At 64.2% G+C, this 14,644-nt stretch carries 10 protein-coding genes and 2 tRNA genes; 10 read left to right on the top strand and 2 right to left on the bottom strand.

Translation table 11 applies throughout. The features are described from left to right. From GJ698_RS16885 to GJ698_RS16865, 5 genes are all read left to right on the top strand, one after another. A complete protein-coding gene (locus GJ698_RS16885) occupies nt 1-3,801 on the top strand; it encodes a GH36-type glycosyl hydrolase domain-containing protein (RefSeq protein WP_154359027.1) in 3,801 nt (1,266 codons plus the stop codon). Nucleotides 3,802-3,811: 10 nt separating this feature from the next. After that, complete coding sequence (locus GJ698_RS16880; protein WP_154359026.1) at nt 3,812-4,897, top strand: ABC transporter ATP-binding protein; 1,086 nt, start codon at nt 3,812-3,814, stop codon at nt 4,895-4,897. A gap of 79 nt (nt 4,898-4,976) precedes the next feature. Continuing rightward, a complete protein-coding gene (locus tag GJ698_RS16875; protein WP_154359025.1) occupies nt 4,977-5,264 on the top strand; it encodes an autorepressor SdpR family transcription factor in 288 nt (95 codons plus the stop codon). Then, nucleotides 5,261-5,896, top strand: a complete 636-nt coding sequence (locus tag GJ698_RS16870; protein WP_154359024.1) for an SdpI family protein — start codon at nt 5,261-5,263, stop codon at nt 5,894-5,896. The genes GJ698_RS16875 and GJ698_RS16870 overlap by 4 nt, the downstream gene beginning before the upstream one ends. A gap of 14 nt (nt 5,897-5,910) precedes the next feature. Then, on the top strand, nt 5,911-6,852 hold the full coding sequence (locus GJ698_RS16865; RefSeq protein WP_154359023.1) for an alpha/beta hydrolase: 942 nt from the start codon (nt 5,911-5,913) through the stop codon (nt 6,850-6,852). A gap of 13 nt (nt 6,853-6,865) precedes the next feature. Here the strand turns inward: GJ698_RS16865 and uvrB are convergent, their stop codons facing one another. After that, nucleotides 6,866-8,938 carry an excinuclease ABC subunit UvrB gene (uvrB, locus tag GJ698_RS16860; RefSeq protein WP_154359022.1) on the bottom strand — a complete coding sequence of 691 codons (2,073 nt, stop codon included), beginning with the start codon at nt 8,936-8,938 and terminating at the stop codon, nt 6,866-6,868. A 114-nt stretch (nt 8,939-9,052) separates the two neighbouring features. Between uvrB and GJ698_RS16855 the strand changes: the two genes are divergently transcribed. From GJ698_RS16855 to GJ698_RS30670, 3 genes are all read left to right on the top strand, one after another. Continuing rightward, the gene (locus GJ698_RS16855) at nt 9,053-10,249 is read left to right on the top strand and encodes an amino acid aminotransferase (RefSeq protein ID WP_208023838.1); all 1,197 of its coding nucleotides are present in this window, start codon (nt 9,053-9,055) and stop codon (nt 10,247-10,249) included. A gap of 113 nt (nt 10,250-10,362) precedes the next feature. Beyond that, nucleotides 10,363-10,438, top strand: a tRNA-Asn gene (locus GJ698_RS16850). A 144-nt stretch (nt 10,439-10,582) separates the two neighbouring features. Next, entirely contained in the window at nt 10,583-11,320 is a 738-nt protein-coding gene (locus tag GJ698_RS30670) for an NF038120 family PEP-CTERM protein (protein ID WP_208023837.1), read from the top strand. A gap of 23 nt (nt 11,321-11,343) precedes the next feature. Here the strand turns inward: GJ698_RS30670 and GJ698_RS16840 are convergent, their stop codons facing one another. Then, nucleotides 11,344-12,663 (bottom strand): amidohydrolase, encoded by a 1,320-nt coding sequence (locus GJ698_RS16840; RefSeq protein WP_154359021.1) that lies wholly within the window; start codon nt 12,661-12,663, stop codon nt 11,344-11,346. A 141-nt stretch (nt 12,664-12,804) separates the two neighbouring features. Here GJ698_RS16840 and GJ698_RS16835 point away from each other — a divergent pair, with 141 nt between their 5' ends. Together GJ698_RS16835 and GJ698_RS16830 are read left to right on the top strand one after the other, a co-directional pair. Next, nucleotides 12,805-14,391: a methyl-accepting chemotaxis protein gene (locus GJ698_RS16835; protein WP_154359020.1), complete on the top strand. Its 1,587-nt coding sequence runs from the start codon at nt 12,805-12,807 to the stop codon at nt 14,389-14,391. 59 nt (nt 14,392-14,450) lie between these two features. Beyond that, nucleotides 14,451-14,526, top strand: a tRNA-Asn gene (locus tag GJ698_RS16830). Nucleotides 14,527-14,644 lie beyond the last annotated feature (118 nt).

Here is a 14,644-nt window from a genome sequence, read left to right as displayed (position 1 = left end):
ATGACCAATCCACTGATGCGCCACGCGCAATTGCTGTCGAACGGCAGCTTCACCACCTTGCTGACCGGCGCCGGTACGGGCTTCAGCCGTGTTGGCGACACCATGCTGTCGCGCTGGAACGGCGACCGCATTGAAGATGCGGAAGGCTACTTCTTCTACCTGCGTGACGCGGAAAGCGGCCATTATTGGTCGCTGGGCGCGCAGCCCTGCGGCGCGGATGGCACGCAACGCAACGCCGGCGGCGATGCCGGCAGCTGCTGGATCAGCGTCACCGCTGATGGCATCGAGGCGCGCCTGGAAGCGGCGGTCGATCCGCAGCGGGATGTGGAAGTACGCAGCATCCTGCTGAGTAACCTGTCGGACCACGCGCGCCGCATCGAAGTCACCAGCTATCTGGAAGTGGTGCTGAACCGCCAGGCCGAGGAGGCTGGGCATCCGGCATTCTCAAAACTGTTCGTGCAGACCGAGCACGATACCGGCAGTGACGCGCTGCTGGCGCACCGCCGCCCACGCGGCGAGGGCGAGGCCGGATTGTGGATGGTGCACGCCGCCAGCGGTGGCGATGCCGCCGGCTTTGAAACGGACCGCACGCGCTTTGTCGGCCGTGGCCGCGATTTGCGCGCGCCTGCCGGCATGGACGGCGCCTTGTCCGGCTCGGCCGGCAATGTGCTGGATCCGGCGTTCAGCCTGCGCCGCATCGTCACGCTGGCGCCGGGAGGGCAGGCGCGCGTGGTGTTCGCGCTCGGTGCGGCGTCCAGCCGCGAGCAGGCGTTGGCGCTGGTCAGCGCTGCGCAAGGAGATGGGCTGCCGCTGCTGACCGCCGCGCGCGCCGCCGGCGAAGCGCTGCGCCAGCAGATCGGCTTGAGCGTGGCGCAGGCGGAGTACTGCCAGCGCCTGGCCGGCGCGCTGCTGTACGGCCAATCCATGCTGCGCATGCCGGCTGCTGCGGCCGCCGTCGCCAGCGCCATGATCGCCGGACGCACCGATGTCGCCGACATGGTCGGCGCGGCGGCCCACGGCCTGCCGGTGATTCACGTACTGTTGTGGGCCACGCGGCCCGGCGATCCGGATATTGAACTGATGCTGCACGCGCGCCGCTACTGGGCTGCGCTGGGCGTGCGGCTCAACGTGCTGCTGTTGGGCGCTCAAGGCGCCTGGACCACCGACGACGGCTTGTACATACGCGACCCGGCCGATTTCGCGACAGCGGATCTGGCGCACATCGAACTGAATGCGCTGCTGGTGGTGCGCGATGGCTTGCCGGCGCTGGACGCGTCCGATGGTTCGGCGTCGTCTGCGCCAACGGCATCGGATGCAGCGAAAGCCGCCGGCCCGGCCGCGGTGGGCGGCGATGTAAGGCTGCGCTTCTTTAACGGCAACGGCGGCTTCACCGACGCGGGCGATGAATATGTGATCCGCATGGACTGGGACGCGCAACGCGGCCTGCACCGGCCGCCGCTGGCGTGGACCAACGCCGTCTCCAACGAGCACTTCGGCTTCCTGGTCGGCGACAGCGGCGCCGGATATACCTGGAGCCGCAACAGCCGCGTGCATCGCCTCACGCCGTGGTACAACGATCCGGTGCGCGATCCGCATGGCGAGGCGCTCTATCTGCGCGACGAGGACAGCGGCGAATTCTGGTCGCCGGTGCCGGGGCCAGCGCCGGCGACGGCCGGCTACGAGGCGGCGCACGGCTTTGGTTACACGCGCTTCCGCCACATCAGCCATGAACTGGAACAGGAAACCACCATGTTCGTGCCGCGCCACGATCCGGTCAAACTGGTGCGCGTGCGGGTGACCAATCGCGGTGCCGCAACGCGCCGCCTGTCGCTGTTCTCGTATCAGCGGCTGGTGCTGGGCGGAACGCCGGCCGACAGCAGCCGCTTTGTCGTCACCGAGCATGATCCGGCCGGCGTGCTGCTGGCGTCCAATCCGCTGGCCGGCGTGTTTGCCGACGGCGTAACCTTCGCCGCCGCCCTGGCCGCCGATGGCGCCACCGTGCATCACAGCGCCGACCGCGCCGCGTTTATCGGCCTGCATGGCAGCACGGCGCAACCGGCCGCGCTGGCCGCGCCCCGGCTTGATGGTGTCAGCGGCGCGGGACTCGATCCCTGCGCGGCTTTGCAGGTGGTGCAGGAGCTGGTGCCGGGCGCCACGCTGGCATGCGTGTTCCTGCTGGGCGAAACGGTGGAGCGCCAGGCCGCGCTGGATCTGGTGCGCCGTTATGCGATGCCGGGCGCGGTGCAGCAGGCTTACGATGAGATTACCGCATTCTGGCGCAGCACTGTCGGCTCGGTGCAGGTCAGCACGCCCGTGAAGGCGGTGGACCTGATGCTGAATGGGTGGCTGGCCTATCAGAATCTGAGTTGCCGCATCTGGGGCCGTTCGGCCTTCTACCAGTCCGGCGGCGCGCTGGGTTACCGCGACCAGTTGCAGGATTCCAGCGCCATGATTTATGCGCGGCCGGACCTGACTCGCCAGCAGATCCGCATTCACGCCGCCCATCAATTCGTCGAAGGCGATGTGCTGCACTGGTGGCACACCGCGCCGATGGAGCAGGGCCTGCGCACACGCTTCTCGGATGACCTGCTTTGGCTGCCATACATCACCGCGTTCTACGTCCACACTACCGGCGACCGCAGCGTGCTCGATGAAGTGGAACCGTTCCTGAAGGCGCGGCTGCTGGAGGACGGCGAGGACGAGGTGTATCTGAAGCCGGAGCTGTCCGGCGCCAGTGCCGACATCTATGAACATTGCTGCCGTGCGCTGGATCGCTCGCTGACGCAGGGCGCGCATGGCCTGCCGCTGATGGGCACCGGCGACTGGAACGACGGCATGAACCGCGTCGGCCGCGAAGGGCGCGGCGAAAGCGTGTGGATGGGCTTTTTCCTGTCCCGCATCATCAAGGACTTCCTGCCGATTTGCGAACAGCGCGGCGACCATACCCGCATCGCCATCTACCGCGCCTATCACGATCATCTCGACCAGGCGCTGAACGCGGATGGCTGGGATGGCGACTGGTATCGCCGCGCCTTCTACGACAATGGCGCGGTGATCGGCTCCAAGGACAGCGACGAATGCCAGATCGATGCGCTGGCCCAGGCCTGGGCCGTGATCTCCGGCGCGGCGCCGGCGCAACGCGCCAGCCAGGCGCTTGATGCGATGGAGCGGCGCCTGATCTCCGAAGACGATGGCCTGATCCGGCTGCTGACGCCCGCGTTTGTCAACACGCCCAATGATCCTGGCTACATCAAGGGCTACGTCGCGGGCGTGCGCGAGAATGGCGGCCAGTACACGCATGCCGCCTGCTGGGCGGTGCGCGCCATGGCCGAAGCGGGCCGCCGCGACCGCGCCGCGCGGCTGCTGGAGATGATCAGCCCTGTCAGCCATGCGCTCGATCCGGCCGCTGTAGCGGTCTATCAGGTGGAGCCGTATGTGATCGCGGCGGACGTCTACGGCGAAGCGCCGCACGTCGGGCGTGGCGGCTGGACGTGGTACACCGGATCTTCCGGCTGGATGTTCCGCGTCGGACTGGAGTCGGTGCTCGGCTTCAGTATCGAGGATGGCAAGCATATCGTGCTGGCGCCGCGTGTGCCGGACGACTGGCCGGAGTTCAGCATTCGCTATAACGCGCCGAACGGCGGCAGCTATGAGATTGTGGTGCGCAATCCGCAGGGCAGCGCGGGGCAGGTGGTTGGCGTCACGCTGGATGGCGCGGCGCTGGCGCTGCAGGCCGGCGCGGCGCGCATCCCGCTGGCGCGAGACGGCGCCTTGCATCGTATCGAAGTGCTGTTGGGCTAAGGGGAAACGCATGGCAGGATTGGAGATTCAGGGCATCCGCAAAGGCTTCGGCCAGCAGCAGATCTTGCGCGGCATCGATCTGAGCATCGCTGACGGCGAGTTCGTGGTGTTTGTCGGACCGTCCGGCTGCGGCAAGTCGACGCTGCTGCGTACGATCTGCGGTCTGGAGGCCAGCGACGAAGGCGCGGTGCTGATTGGCGGAAAGGACATGACGCATGTACCGCCCGCGCAGCGCGGCATCGCCATGGTGTTCCAGAGTTACGCGCTGTATCCGCATATGACGGTGTTCGACAACATGGGCTTTGCGTTGAAGCTGGCGGGTTTGACGCCCGAGGCCATCAACGCAAAAGTCATGCAGGCGGCGGCCATCCTGCGCATTGAGCCGCTGTTACAGCGCAAGCCCAAAGAACTCTCTGGCGGCCAGAGGCAGCGGGTGGCGATCGGCCGCGCCATCGTGCGCCAGCCCGAGGTATTCCTGTTCGATGAACCGCTGTCCAATCTGGACGCAGCCTTGCGGGTACAGATGCGCATCGAGTTGAAGAATCTGCACCGCACGCTGCGCAGCACGATGATTTATGTAACCCACGATCAGGTTGAGGCGATGACGCTGGCCGACCGCATTGTGGTGCTGCGCGGTGGCGTGGTGGAACAGGTGGGGGCGCCGCTGGAGTTGTACCAGAAGCCGGCCAATCTGTTTGTCGCCGGCTTTCTCGGTTCGCCGGCCATGAACCTGATCACCGGGCAAGTGGAAGCGGTGGCGGCAGGGAAGATGGCGGTGCGGGTGGCCGGCGGCGCCGTGGTGCAGGTGACCGCGCGCGCGGGGCTGGCGGCCGGCGCCAGCATCACCCTGGGTGTGCGGGCCGAACACATGGCGCTGGAACCGGTGGCTGATGCCGGCGGCATCCACGTCGTGGTGCAGGCGGCCGAACTGCTGGGCGATGCCAGCTACGTCTACCTGACGCCGGATGGCGGCACGACGCAGTTCATCGCCCGGGTCGATGCCGAGGCGCTTTGGCAGAATGGCCAGGTGGCGCGGGTGCAGGTGGCGTCGGAGCGCTGGCATGTCTTCGACGCCGACGGTACGGCACTGGCGTGATTCATGCATGAAGCCGGGCCTTGACCCGGCTTTTAAAACGACCTATAGTTAGATCAATGTCTAATTAGATGCTTGCCTAATGAATGTTCCGAACAGCGCCTTCAAAGCCATCGCCGATCCCGCGCGGCGCGAGATTCTGCGCCTGCTGCGCGGCGGCGAGATGACGGCCGGCGATCTGGCGCAGCATTTCGACATGAGCAAGCCGACCATGTCGCACCACTTCGCGGTGCTGGCGGAGGCGGACCTGATCACGCGCCGGCGCGACGGCCAGACCATCTGGTATGGCCTCAACACCACGGTGCTGCAAGACGTGCTGGCCTGGGTGATGGACCTGGCCGGCGCTGACAACCAAGGGAGGACGAAATGAAGAAGTGGTATCCCGTGCTTTGCCTGCTGCTGATCGCCATGGCCTGCGCGGCCACCGTGCACTACTGGCCGTCGCTGCCGGAGCGCGTGCCGGTGCACTGGAATGCGGCCGGCGAGGTGAATGGCTATGGTCCGCGCGCGAGCTTCTGGCTGCTGGGCCCTGGCATGATGGCGCTGGTCGCCGTGCTTGGCGCGCTGATGCCGCATATCTCGCCGCGCCGTTTTGAAATCACCGACTTCGAGCCTACCTATTACTACGTCTGCACAGTGCTGGTGGTGATGCTGGCGTATATCTACGCGATGGTGCTGCTGCAAGTGGTGCATGGCGGCGTGGCGATGCAGCGCGCCGTGCCGGCCGGCGTGTTTATCCTGCTGGTGTTGATCGGTAATCCGATGGGCAAGGTGCGTCGCAACTTCTTCATGGGCATCCGCACGCCGTGGACGCTGGCCAGCGAAGCGGTCTGGTATGCGACGCATAGGCTGGCGGCGCGGCTGATGGTGGCCAGCGGCCTGCTTGGATTGCTGGCGCTGTGGCTGGACGCTGGGCACTGGCTGCTGCTGGTGCTGATGGTGGCGTGGGCGCCGCTGGCTGCCGGCTATTCGCTGTTGATGTACAAACGTCTTCCTCATTAAAACTGGAGAAAAGAATGCGCTTCAAATTATTGCTGTCGTTGTTGATGGTGTCGTTGTCGGCTGCCGCTGCGCAGCGTCCCGTGTCGCTGGATGTGGGCGGCGGCACGGTTTACGGCACCGAGCTGACGCCGGACGGCGTGACCGGCAAGATGCCGGTGGTGCTGCTGCACTCCGGCTCCGGTCCGACCGACCGCGATGGCAACAGCACCATGCTGCCTGGCCCGAACGATTCGCTGAAGATGGTGGCCGAAGGCTTGGCGCGGCACGGCATCGCCTCGATCCGCTACGACAAGCGCGCGATCGGCGCCAGCGCGCTGCCGGTGTGGAAGGAAGAGAATCTGCGGCTGGATGATTACGTCAGCGATGCCGCCGCCTGGCTGCACAAGCTGCGCGCCGATCCGCGCTTCTCGCGCGTGGTGATGGCGGGACATAGCGAAGGCGCGCAGATCGCGTCCGAAGCGTGCGCGCAGGGCCGGGCGGATGCCTGCGTGCTGATCGCCGGCGCCGGCCACACGCTGGACGAAATCCTGCACGATCAACTGAAAGACAAGCTGCCGCCGCCGCTGATGGCCGAAAGCGACCGCATTCTGGCTTCGCTCAAGGACGGCAAGACGGTCGACAAAGTACCGCCACCATTGATGTCGCTGTACCATCCGTCGGTGCAGCCCTACCTGATCTCGTCTTTCCAGCATGACCCGCGCAAGTCCATCGCGGCGCTGAACATGCCGGTGCTGATCCTGCAAGGCACGGCGGACATCCAGGTATCGCAGGACGAAGCCAAGGCATTGTCGGCCGCCGCGCCGAAGGCCAAACTGGTCATCATCGAAGGCATGAACCACGTGCTGAAAATCGTCGGCAGCGACGAAGCGCTGCAGCAGAAATCCTATGCCAGCCCGGACCTGCCAGTGGCTCCGCAACTGATCGACGCCTTGAGCAGCTTCGTCAAGGCGCCGTAACCGTCAACGCGGGTCAGGCGATATTGTCGGCGCCCGGTGCGCCGAACAGTTGCTGCTTGAGGACGTGGAGCTGGTCGCGCACTTGCGCGGCCTTTTCGAATTCCAGGTTTTTGGCGTGATCCAGCATGGCTTTCTCCAGGCGCTTGATCTCCTTGCTGATCTGCTTCTCGCTCATGGATTCGTACTTGGCCGTCTCCTGCGCCACCGCCAGGTCTTCCTTCGCCTCGCGTTCGCTGTAAACGCCGTCGATCATGTCCTTGATGATCTTCTTCACGCCGCGCGGCACGATGCCGTTGGCTTCGTTGAAGGCGATCTGCTTGGCGCGGCGGCGCTCGGTTTCGCCGATCGCGCGTTCCATCGAGTCGGTCATGCGGTCCGCGTACAGAATGGCGACGCCGTTCAGGTTACGCGCGGCGCGGCCGATGGTCTGGATCAGTGAACGGTCGGAACGCAGGAAGCCTTCCTTGTCGGCGTCCAGAATCGCCACCAGCGACACCTCCGGCAAGTCCAGGCCCTCGCGCAGCAGGTTGATCCCGACCAGCACATCGAAGGTGCCGATGCGCAGGTCGCGCAGCAATTCGACGCGCTCCACGGTTTCGATATCGCTATGCAGGTAGCGCACCTTGACGCCGTGATCGCTCAGGTATTCGGTCAGCTGTTCGGACATGCGCTTGGTCAGCGTGGTCACCAGCACGCGCTCGTTCTTGGCGACGCGGTCGGTGATCTCGGACATCAGGTCGTCCACCTGCGACAGGGCAGGGCGCACGATCACCAGCGGGTCCACCAGGCCGGTCGGACGCACCACCTGTTCCACCACCTGGTCGGCGTGGGTCTTCTCGTATTCGGCCGGCGTGGCGGAGACGAAGATGGTCTGCCGCATCTTGGCCTCGAACTCCTCGAATTTCAGCGGACGGTTGTCCAGCGCCGACGGCAGGCGGAAGCCGTAGTCCACCAGGTTGGTCTTGCGCGAACGGTCGCCGTTGTACATGGCGCTCAACTGGCCCACCAGCACGTGCGACTCGTCCATGAACATCAGCGCGTCCTTCGGCAGGTAGTCCACCAGCGTCGGCGGCGGTTCGCCCGGCATGGCGCCGCTCAGGTGGCGCGAGTAGTTTTCGATGCCCTTGGTGAAGCCGATTTCCGCCATCATCTCCAGGTCGAAGCGGGTGCGCTGTTCCAGGCGCTGCTCTTCAATCAGCTTGTTCTCCTTGCGGAAAAACTCCAGCCGCTCGCGCAGTTCCAGCTTGATGGTCTCGATCGCGCGCAGCACTGTGGAGCGCGGCGTCACGTAGTGCGAGCCGGGATAGACGGTGAAGCGCGGGATCTTCTGCTTGACGCGGCCGGTCAGCGGATCGAACAGCTGGATCGATTCCAGCTCGTCGTCCCACAGTTCCAGGCGCACCGCCAGGTCCGCATTCTCGGCCGGGAAGATGTCCAGCGTATCGCCGCGCACGCGGAAGGTGCCGCGGCCGAAGTCCACTTCATTGCGGTTGTACTGCATCTGGATCAGGCGCGCGATGATGTCGCGCTGCGACACGCGGTCCTTCTGGCGCAGCGTCAGGATCATCTGGTGGTATTCGTTCGGATTACCGATACCGTAGATGGCCGACACGGTGGCCACGATCACCACGTCGCGCCGTTCCATCAGCGACTTGGTGCACGACAGGCGCATCTGCTCGATGTGCTCATTGATGGACGAATCCTTTTCGATGAACAGGTCGCGCTGCGGCACGTAGGCTTCCGGCTGGTAGTAATCGTAGTAGGAGACGAAGTACTCGACCGCGTTCTCGGGGAAGAATTCGCGGAACTCGGAATACAGCTGCGCCGCCAGCGTCTTGTTCGGCGCGAACACGATGGCCGGCCGGCCCTTGCGGGCGATCACGTTGGCCATGGTGTAGGTCTTGCCGGAACCGGTCACGCCGAGCAGCGTCTGGAAGAACAGGCCGTCGTCGATGCCCTCGCACAGCTGGTCGATCGCCACCGGCTGGTCGCCGGCGGGCGGGAAGGGCTGGTGCAATTTGAACGGCGAATCCGGGAAGGTGACCACGGTTGCCTTGGGGGTTTCTGCTACAGGTAAATCAGCCATCTTGCTCAGACCTTTGTTAGAATAATGGCCTGCCAGCGGCCTGAAGACGTTATGTTAAGGGCGCTGTCTATACATCTCTGCTGCGAACCGCTTCCAATCGAATCCAATCTTATCATGACGAATCCTAGCTTGTTCAGCGCCATCGACATGGCACCACGCGACCCTATCCTGGGTATTACCGAAGCTTTTAACGCCGACCAGAATCCAGCGAAAATCAATCTGGGCGTCGGTGTTTATTATGACGACAACGGTAAAGTGCCGCTGCTATCGTGCGTACAGAAAGCGGAGGAAATCCTGATCGCCGCGCCAGCGCCGCGCACCTACCTGCCGATCGAAGGTCTGGCAGCCTACGACAAGGCAGTGCAGGAGCTGGTATTTGGTGCCGACAGCGCGGTAATTCAAGAGAAGCGCGCAGTCACCGTGCAAGCCATCGGCGGCACCGGCGCCCTGAAGATCGGCGCCGACTTCCTGAAGCGCTTCGCTCCGGACGCGGAAGTCTACATCAGCGACCCAAGCTGGGAAAACCACCGCGCGCTGTTCGAGAGCGCTGGTTTTAAAGTCAACAATTACGCCTACTTCGACGCGGCCACCCACGGTGTCAACTTCGCCGGCATGCTGGCCGACCTGAAAGCCATGCCGCGCGGCTCGATCGTGCTGCTGCACGCCTGCTGCCACAACCCGACCGGCGCCGACCTGACCTCGGCCCAGTGGACCGAGGTGATCGCCGCGGTCATCGCCGGCGGCCTGGTGCCGTTCCTGGACATGGCTTACCAGGGCTTCGGCGCGGGCATCGCCGAAGACGGCGCCGTGGTGCGCCGCTTTGCCGAAGCCGGCGGCCCTCTGCTGGTGTCGAACTCGTTCTCGAAGTCGTTCTCGCTGTACGGCGAGCGCGTCGGCGCGCTGAGCGTGGTGGCGGCCTCCGGCGAAGAAGCGGCACGTCTGATGTCGCAACTGAAGCGCGTGGTGCGCACCAACTACTCGAACCCGCCGGTGCACGGCGGCAAAGTGGTGGCCACCGTGCTGACCACGCCTGAGCTGCGCCAGCTGTGGGAAGACGAGCTGGCCGGCATGCGCGTGCGCATCAAGGAAATGCGCGAAGCCTTCGTGACCAAGCTGCAAGCCAAGGGCCACGATTTCGCCTTCGTGCGCGACCAGATCGGCATGTTCTCGTACTCGGGCCTGAGCAAGGCGCAGGTGGAAGAGCTGCGCGCGCAGTCGATCTACGCGGTGGATACCGGCCGCATCTGCGTGGCGGCGTTGAATTCGCGCAATATCGATATCGTTATTGACGCCATCGCCAAAGTGCTCTAAACTCTTGTTTCTTCGCATTGCGCTGCAAAGCTTGATGCGAAAGGCAACACGAAATACCGCAGTAAATCGCATCTTGCTGATGTGAAAGAAACAGTATAAAATGTTGCCTCTAATCCCTGATAGCTCAGTCGGTAGAGCGACGGACTGTTAATCCGCAGGTCCCTGGTTCGAGTCCAGGTCGGGGAGCCAGAATACAGAAAAGCCCAACCTTAACCGGTTGGGCTTTTTGCATTCTATTGCTCGTTTATTTGCGCGTTTTGTGGTTAAGTGATGAGGTTGTAAAAATGTCATTCAGTTTTTATAAAACCATCCCTCTTCACTTAGGAGCATTTCATGAGACAGTTGTTGCGATCCGCGCTTGCTGTGGTGTCGGCGTTGTTATTTGCTGGCGCCGCCCATGCCTATGTTATCGATTTTGAGAACGTAGTCCTCGCGAGCGCGCCGTTCGCACCACTGTTGGCCGACGGCGATTATGTCACCCAAGGCGCTTATTTTATCAATATGCAGGACCTCAACCATGGTGGCGGACTGGTGGGCGCGCTTTCGTCCGGCCTCGACTCCGGTAGTTGCGTGAACGGCGCATGCCCTAAAGGTAATACCACAAATTTTCTCAGTGTTGTGAATGACGGCCTCGCCCATGTCGGGCTGCAAAGCGGAATGCCGGTGGTGTTCGGCGGGGTGTCCGCGGCCTACATTCCGGTTCAGGATGCTCCCGCAGGCAGCACCGTTTACCTGGCGGTAGAGGCTGACCGGGCCGATGGCAGCTATGCGTCCTTCTACTATCCGCTGACCAGCAATGGCGTCTTCATGAATCTCGGCGCGACGGGCGGCACCTATCTGGGCGGCACCGGCAAGCTGACTGACGCAAACGTCACCGACCTGTTTTTCTACGGCTACTTCTGCAATGGCAAAACCGGAAGCTGCTCCGCCTTCAATACCAACCAAGGCCAGTTCGCGCTGGACAATATTATCCTGACGGCGGCGGCTGTGCCTGAGCCGGAAACCTACGCCCTGCTATTGGCCGGCCTGTTTCTTACCGGCGTGGCTGTCCGGCGAAAAAAAACGGCGTAAAAGCGAGGGCGTAGGTCGGGTCATTACGAACCGTTGCCCAGCAAGTCGAACAGCACGGCGGTTTCCGCCGAAATCGCTGCGCGGATGGTGCGCTGGTATTGCGGCGCCCATTGCGGCGAATGCGGGCCGGGCAGGGCGACGCCTTGCTGGCGCGCCTGCTCCAGGCGGGCCGGGTCGACCGCGCCGATGTGCAGCAGCACCGCTTTCACGCCGGCCTGGCCGTAGCTGGCGAAATCTTCCGACGTCATCTTGGCCGGCATTTCCGCCACGTTTTCCTTGCCCAGCACGGCGCGCACCGCGTCCGTCATGCGCGCCGTCAGCGCCGGCTCGTTGTAGACCGCGTCGGTGCTGGGCGTGATTTCGATCAGCGGCTCGCGCGGCGCGCCGGCCGCCATGGCCTCGCCTTTGACTTCGCGGGCGATGCTGGCCAGCACGCGCTTGCGCACGGCGTCGCGGAAGGTGCGCACCGTCAGTTGCAGCTGCACCTGGTCGGGAATCACGTTGGCCTGCGCGCCGCCGTGAATGCTGCCGACGGTGATGACCACCGGGTCCATCGGATTATTTTCGCGCGAAACCAGCGTCTGCAAGGCCATGACGACGCGCGCCGCCATCACCACCGGATCGCGGGTGTCGTGCGGCGCCGCGCCGTGGCCGCCCTGGCCGTAGATGGTGATGCCGACGGTGTCGGCGGCGGCACGGAAGTAGCCGGCGTGGTAGCCGATCTGGCCGGTTGGCAGCGTGCCGTCGTCATGCATCGACAGCGCGTAGTCCGGTTTCGGGAAGCGGGTGAACAGGCCGTCCTTCAGCATGGCGCGGGCGCCCTGCAGCGGTTCTTCGGCCGGCTGGCCGACCAGCATCAGCGTGCCGCGCCAGTGCGCGCGGTTGTCGGCCATCAGCTTGGCCGTGCCGTACCAGGCCGACATGTGCAGGTCGTGGCCGCAGGCATGCATCACCGGCACCTCGACGCCGGCGGCGTTCTTGGTGGTGACCGTGCTGGCGAAGGACAGGCCGGTTTTTTCCTGCACCGGCAGGGCGTCGATTTCGGTGCGCAGCATGACGGTCGGGCCGTCGCCGTTGCGCAGCAGCGCGACCAGGCCGGTGCCGCCGACGCCGGTGGTCACTTCATAACCCAGCTCCTTGACCCGCGCAGCCAGCTTGGCGGCGGTCTCTTTTTCCTGGAACGCCAGTTCCGGATGGCGGTGTAGATCGATGTACAGGGACTCGACCGCCGGGTACATGGTTTCCAGCTGTTTCGGCAGGTCGGCGGGCACCGGCGCGGCGTGCGACAGGTTGATGGTGGCGATCAAGCCGGCCAGAAGGCCGACGATGGGGGTTCGTTTCATGGGGTTGGTTCCAGTCTAAAACTACAGTAATAAAAATTCCATTGGGAAATTATTGTACAATAAAGGAATAAATATTTCCCAAAGCAAATTTTTTTTTACCGAACGCCACCCCTTGCCGGCGTTCACTGAAAGGACATAAAGATGTTTTCGATCGCCAATTTAAAAATTGGACAACGGCTGACCCTGGGGTTCGGACTAACGCTGGCCATGACGATTCTGATTGCCGTGGTGGGTATCCTGCGCCTGGACAGTGTGGCCTCGTCCACCCGGGCGATGATGGCCGCACCGCTGACCAAGGAACGCCTGATTACCGACTGGTACGGACTGAACTACGCATCGATCCGCCGCACCGCCGCCATCGTCAAGAGCACCGACCCGGCGCTGGGCCCGTATTTCAAGGATGATGCCGCCGCTTCCGTCAAGCGCGCCGCCGAACTGCTGAAGCAGATCGAACCGCTGATCGAGGATGGCGCGGAAAAAACGCTGTTCGACAAAATCCTGCAGCAGCGCAAGCTGTACAGCGCCTCGCGCGACGGCGCCGTCAAGGCCAAGGCGGCCGGCGACGCCGAAGGCGCAGCCCGCATCCTGGACCAGGAATTCACGCCGTCCGCCAATGTCTACCAGGACCTGCTGCAGAACCTGGTAACCATGCAGCGCGACCACATCGACGCGACCGCCAAGGTGATCGATGGCGACACCCTGGGCAGCAGCCGCATCATCGTGGTGCTGACCACGGCCGCGCTGGCCTTCGGCGCGCTGTGCGCCTGGTGGCTGACGGTGGGCATCACCCGTCCGATCAGCGCCGCCGTGGTGGTGGCCGAGCGTGTCGCCAGTGGCGACCTGAGCGGCGATATCCGCGCCGAGAGCCGTGATGAAACCGGCGCCCTGCTGACCGCGCTGCGCCACATGAACGAGCGCCTGATCCGCATCGTCAGCGAAGTGCGCACCGGCACCGACAGCATCGCCACCGCCTCGGCGCAGATCGCCGCCGGCAACCTGGACCTGTCGGCCCGTACCGAGCAGCAGGCCGCCGCGCTGGAAGAAACCGCCTCGTCGATGGAAGCGCTGACCGCGACCGTGCGCCGCAACGCCGGCAGCGCGCGCCTGGCCAACGAACTGGCCGTGTCCGCGTCGGACGTGGCCGGCAAGGGCGGCGCCGAAGTGGGCGAAGTGGTGCACACCATGGGCTCCATCCACAGCTCGGCGCGCAAGATCGTCGACATCATCGCCGTCATCGACGGCATCGCCTTCCAGACCAACATCCTGGCCCTGAATGCCGCCGTGGAAGCCGCCCGTGCAGGCGAGCAGGGCCGCGGCTTTGCGGTGGTGGCTTCCGAGGTGCGCAACCTGGCGCAACGCTCGGCCGGCGCCGCCAAGGAAATCAAGGAACTGATCGGCGACGCGGTGGCCAAGGTCGACACCGGCACCGGCCTGGTCAACTCGGCCGGCACCACCATGGACGGCGTGGTGTCGAGCGTGCGCCGCGTGACCGATATCATGGGCGAGATCAGCGTCGCCAGCCAGGAGCAGAGCAGCGGCATCGAGCAGGTCAACCAGGCCATCAGCCAGATGGATGAAATGACGCAGCAAAATGCGGCCTTGGTGGAAGAGGCTGCCGCCGCCGCCAACTCCATGCAGGACCAGGCGCACCGCCTGGCGCAGGCCGTCGGCCTGTTCAAACTGGGCGCCGCCGCGCCGGCGAGCTCCCGTTCGCTGACGCTGCGCTAAGCTTTTTTAAAAAAGCCCTAGGCAAATCGAATTCTGGCCGATATAATTCTGGCCTCAATTCCCTGATAGCTCAGTCGGTAGAGCGACGGACTGTTAATCCGCAGGTCCCTGGTTCGAGTCCAGGTCGGGGAGCCAAAATACTGAAAAGCCCAGCCTTCACCGGTTGGGCTTTTTGCTTTTTGGCACGCCAAATTCACAAAAATGCATGATTCAGTGGACGAGAATCTTGCACCTCGGTATTCTGGGGCAGCAG

It is taken from the genome of Duganella aquatilis, assembly GCF_009674565.1.
Lineage (GTDB): Bacteria > Pseudomonadota > Gammaproteobacteria > Burkholderiales > Burkholderiaceae_D > Rugamonas > Rugamonas aquatilis.
The sequence above is the reverse complement of the archived record's forward strand: the minus strand, read 5'-3'. Positions and strand labels throughout refer to the sequence as shown.

Coding starts and splice junctions, on each gene's coding strand:
- GJ698_RS16865 (WP_154359023.1), top strand. CDS start 5,911: ATGCGCTTCAAATTATTGCTGTCGTTGTTGATGGTGTCGTTGTCGGCT.
- GJ698_RS16885 (WP_154359027.1), top strand. CDS start 1: ATGACCAATCCACTGATGCGCCACGCGCAATTGCTGTCGAACGGCAGC.
- GJ698_RS16840 (WP_154359021.1), bottom strand. CDS start 12,663: ATGAAACGAACCCCCATCGTCGGCCTTCTGGCCGGCTTGATCGCCACC.
- GJ698_RS16875 (WP_154359025.1), top strand. CDS start 4,977: ATGAATGTTCCGAACAGCGCCTTCAAAGCCATCGCCGATCCCGCGCGG.
- GJ698_RS16855 (WP_208023838.1), top strand. CDS start 9,053: ATGACGAATCCTAGCTTGTTCAGCGCCATCGACATGGCACCACGCGAC.
- GJ698_RS16880 (WP_154359026.1), top strand. CDS start 3,812: ATGGCAGGATTGGAGATTCAGGGCATCCGCAAAGGCTTCGGCCAGCAG.
- uvrB (WP_154359022.1), bottom strand. CDS start 8,938: ATGGCTGATTTACCTGTAGCAGAAACCCCCAAGGCAACCGTGGTCACC.
- GJ698_RS16835 (WP_154359020.1), top strand. CDS start 12,805: ATGTTTTCGATCGCCAATTTAAAAATTGGACAACGGCTGACCCTGGGG.
- GJ698_RS16870 (WP_154359024.1), top strand. CDS start 5,261: ATGAAGAAGTGGTATCCCGTGCTTTGCCTGCTGCTGATCGCCATGGCC.
- GJ698_RS30670 (WP_208023837.1), top strand. CDS start 10,583: ATGAGACAGTTGTTGCGATCCGCGCTTGCTGTGGTGTCGGCGTTGTTA.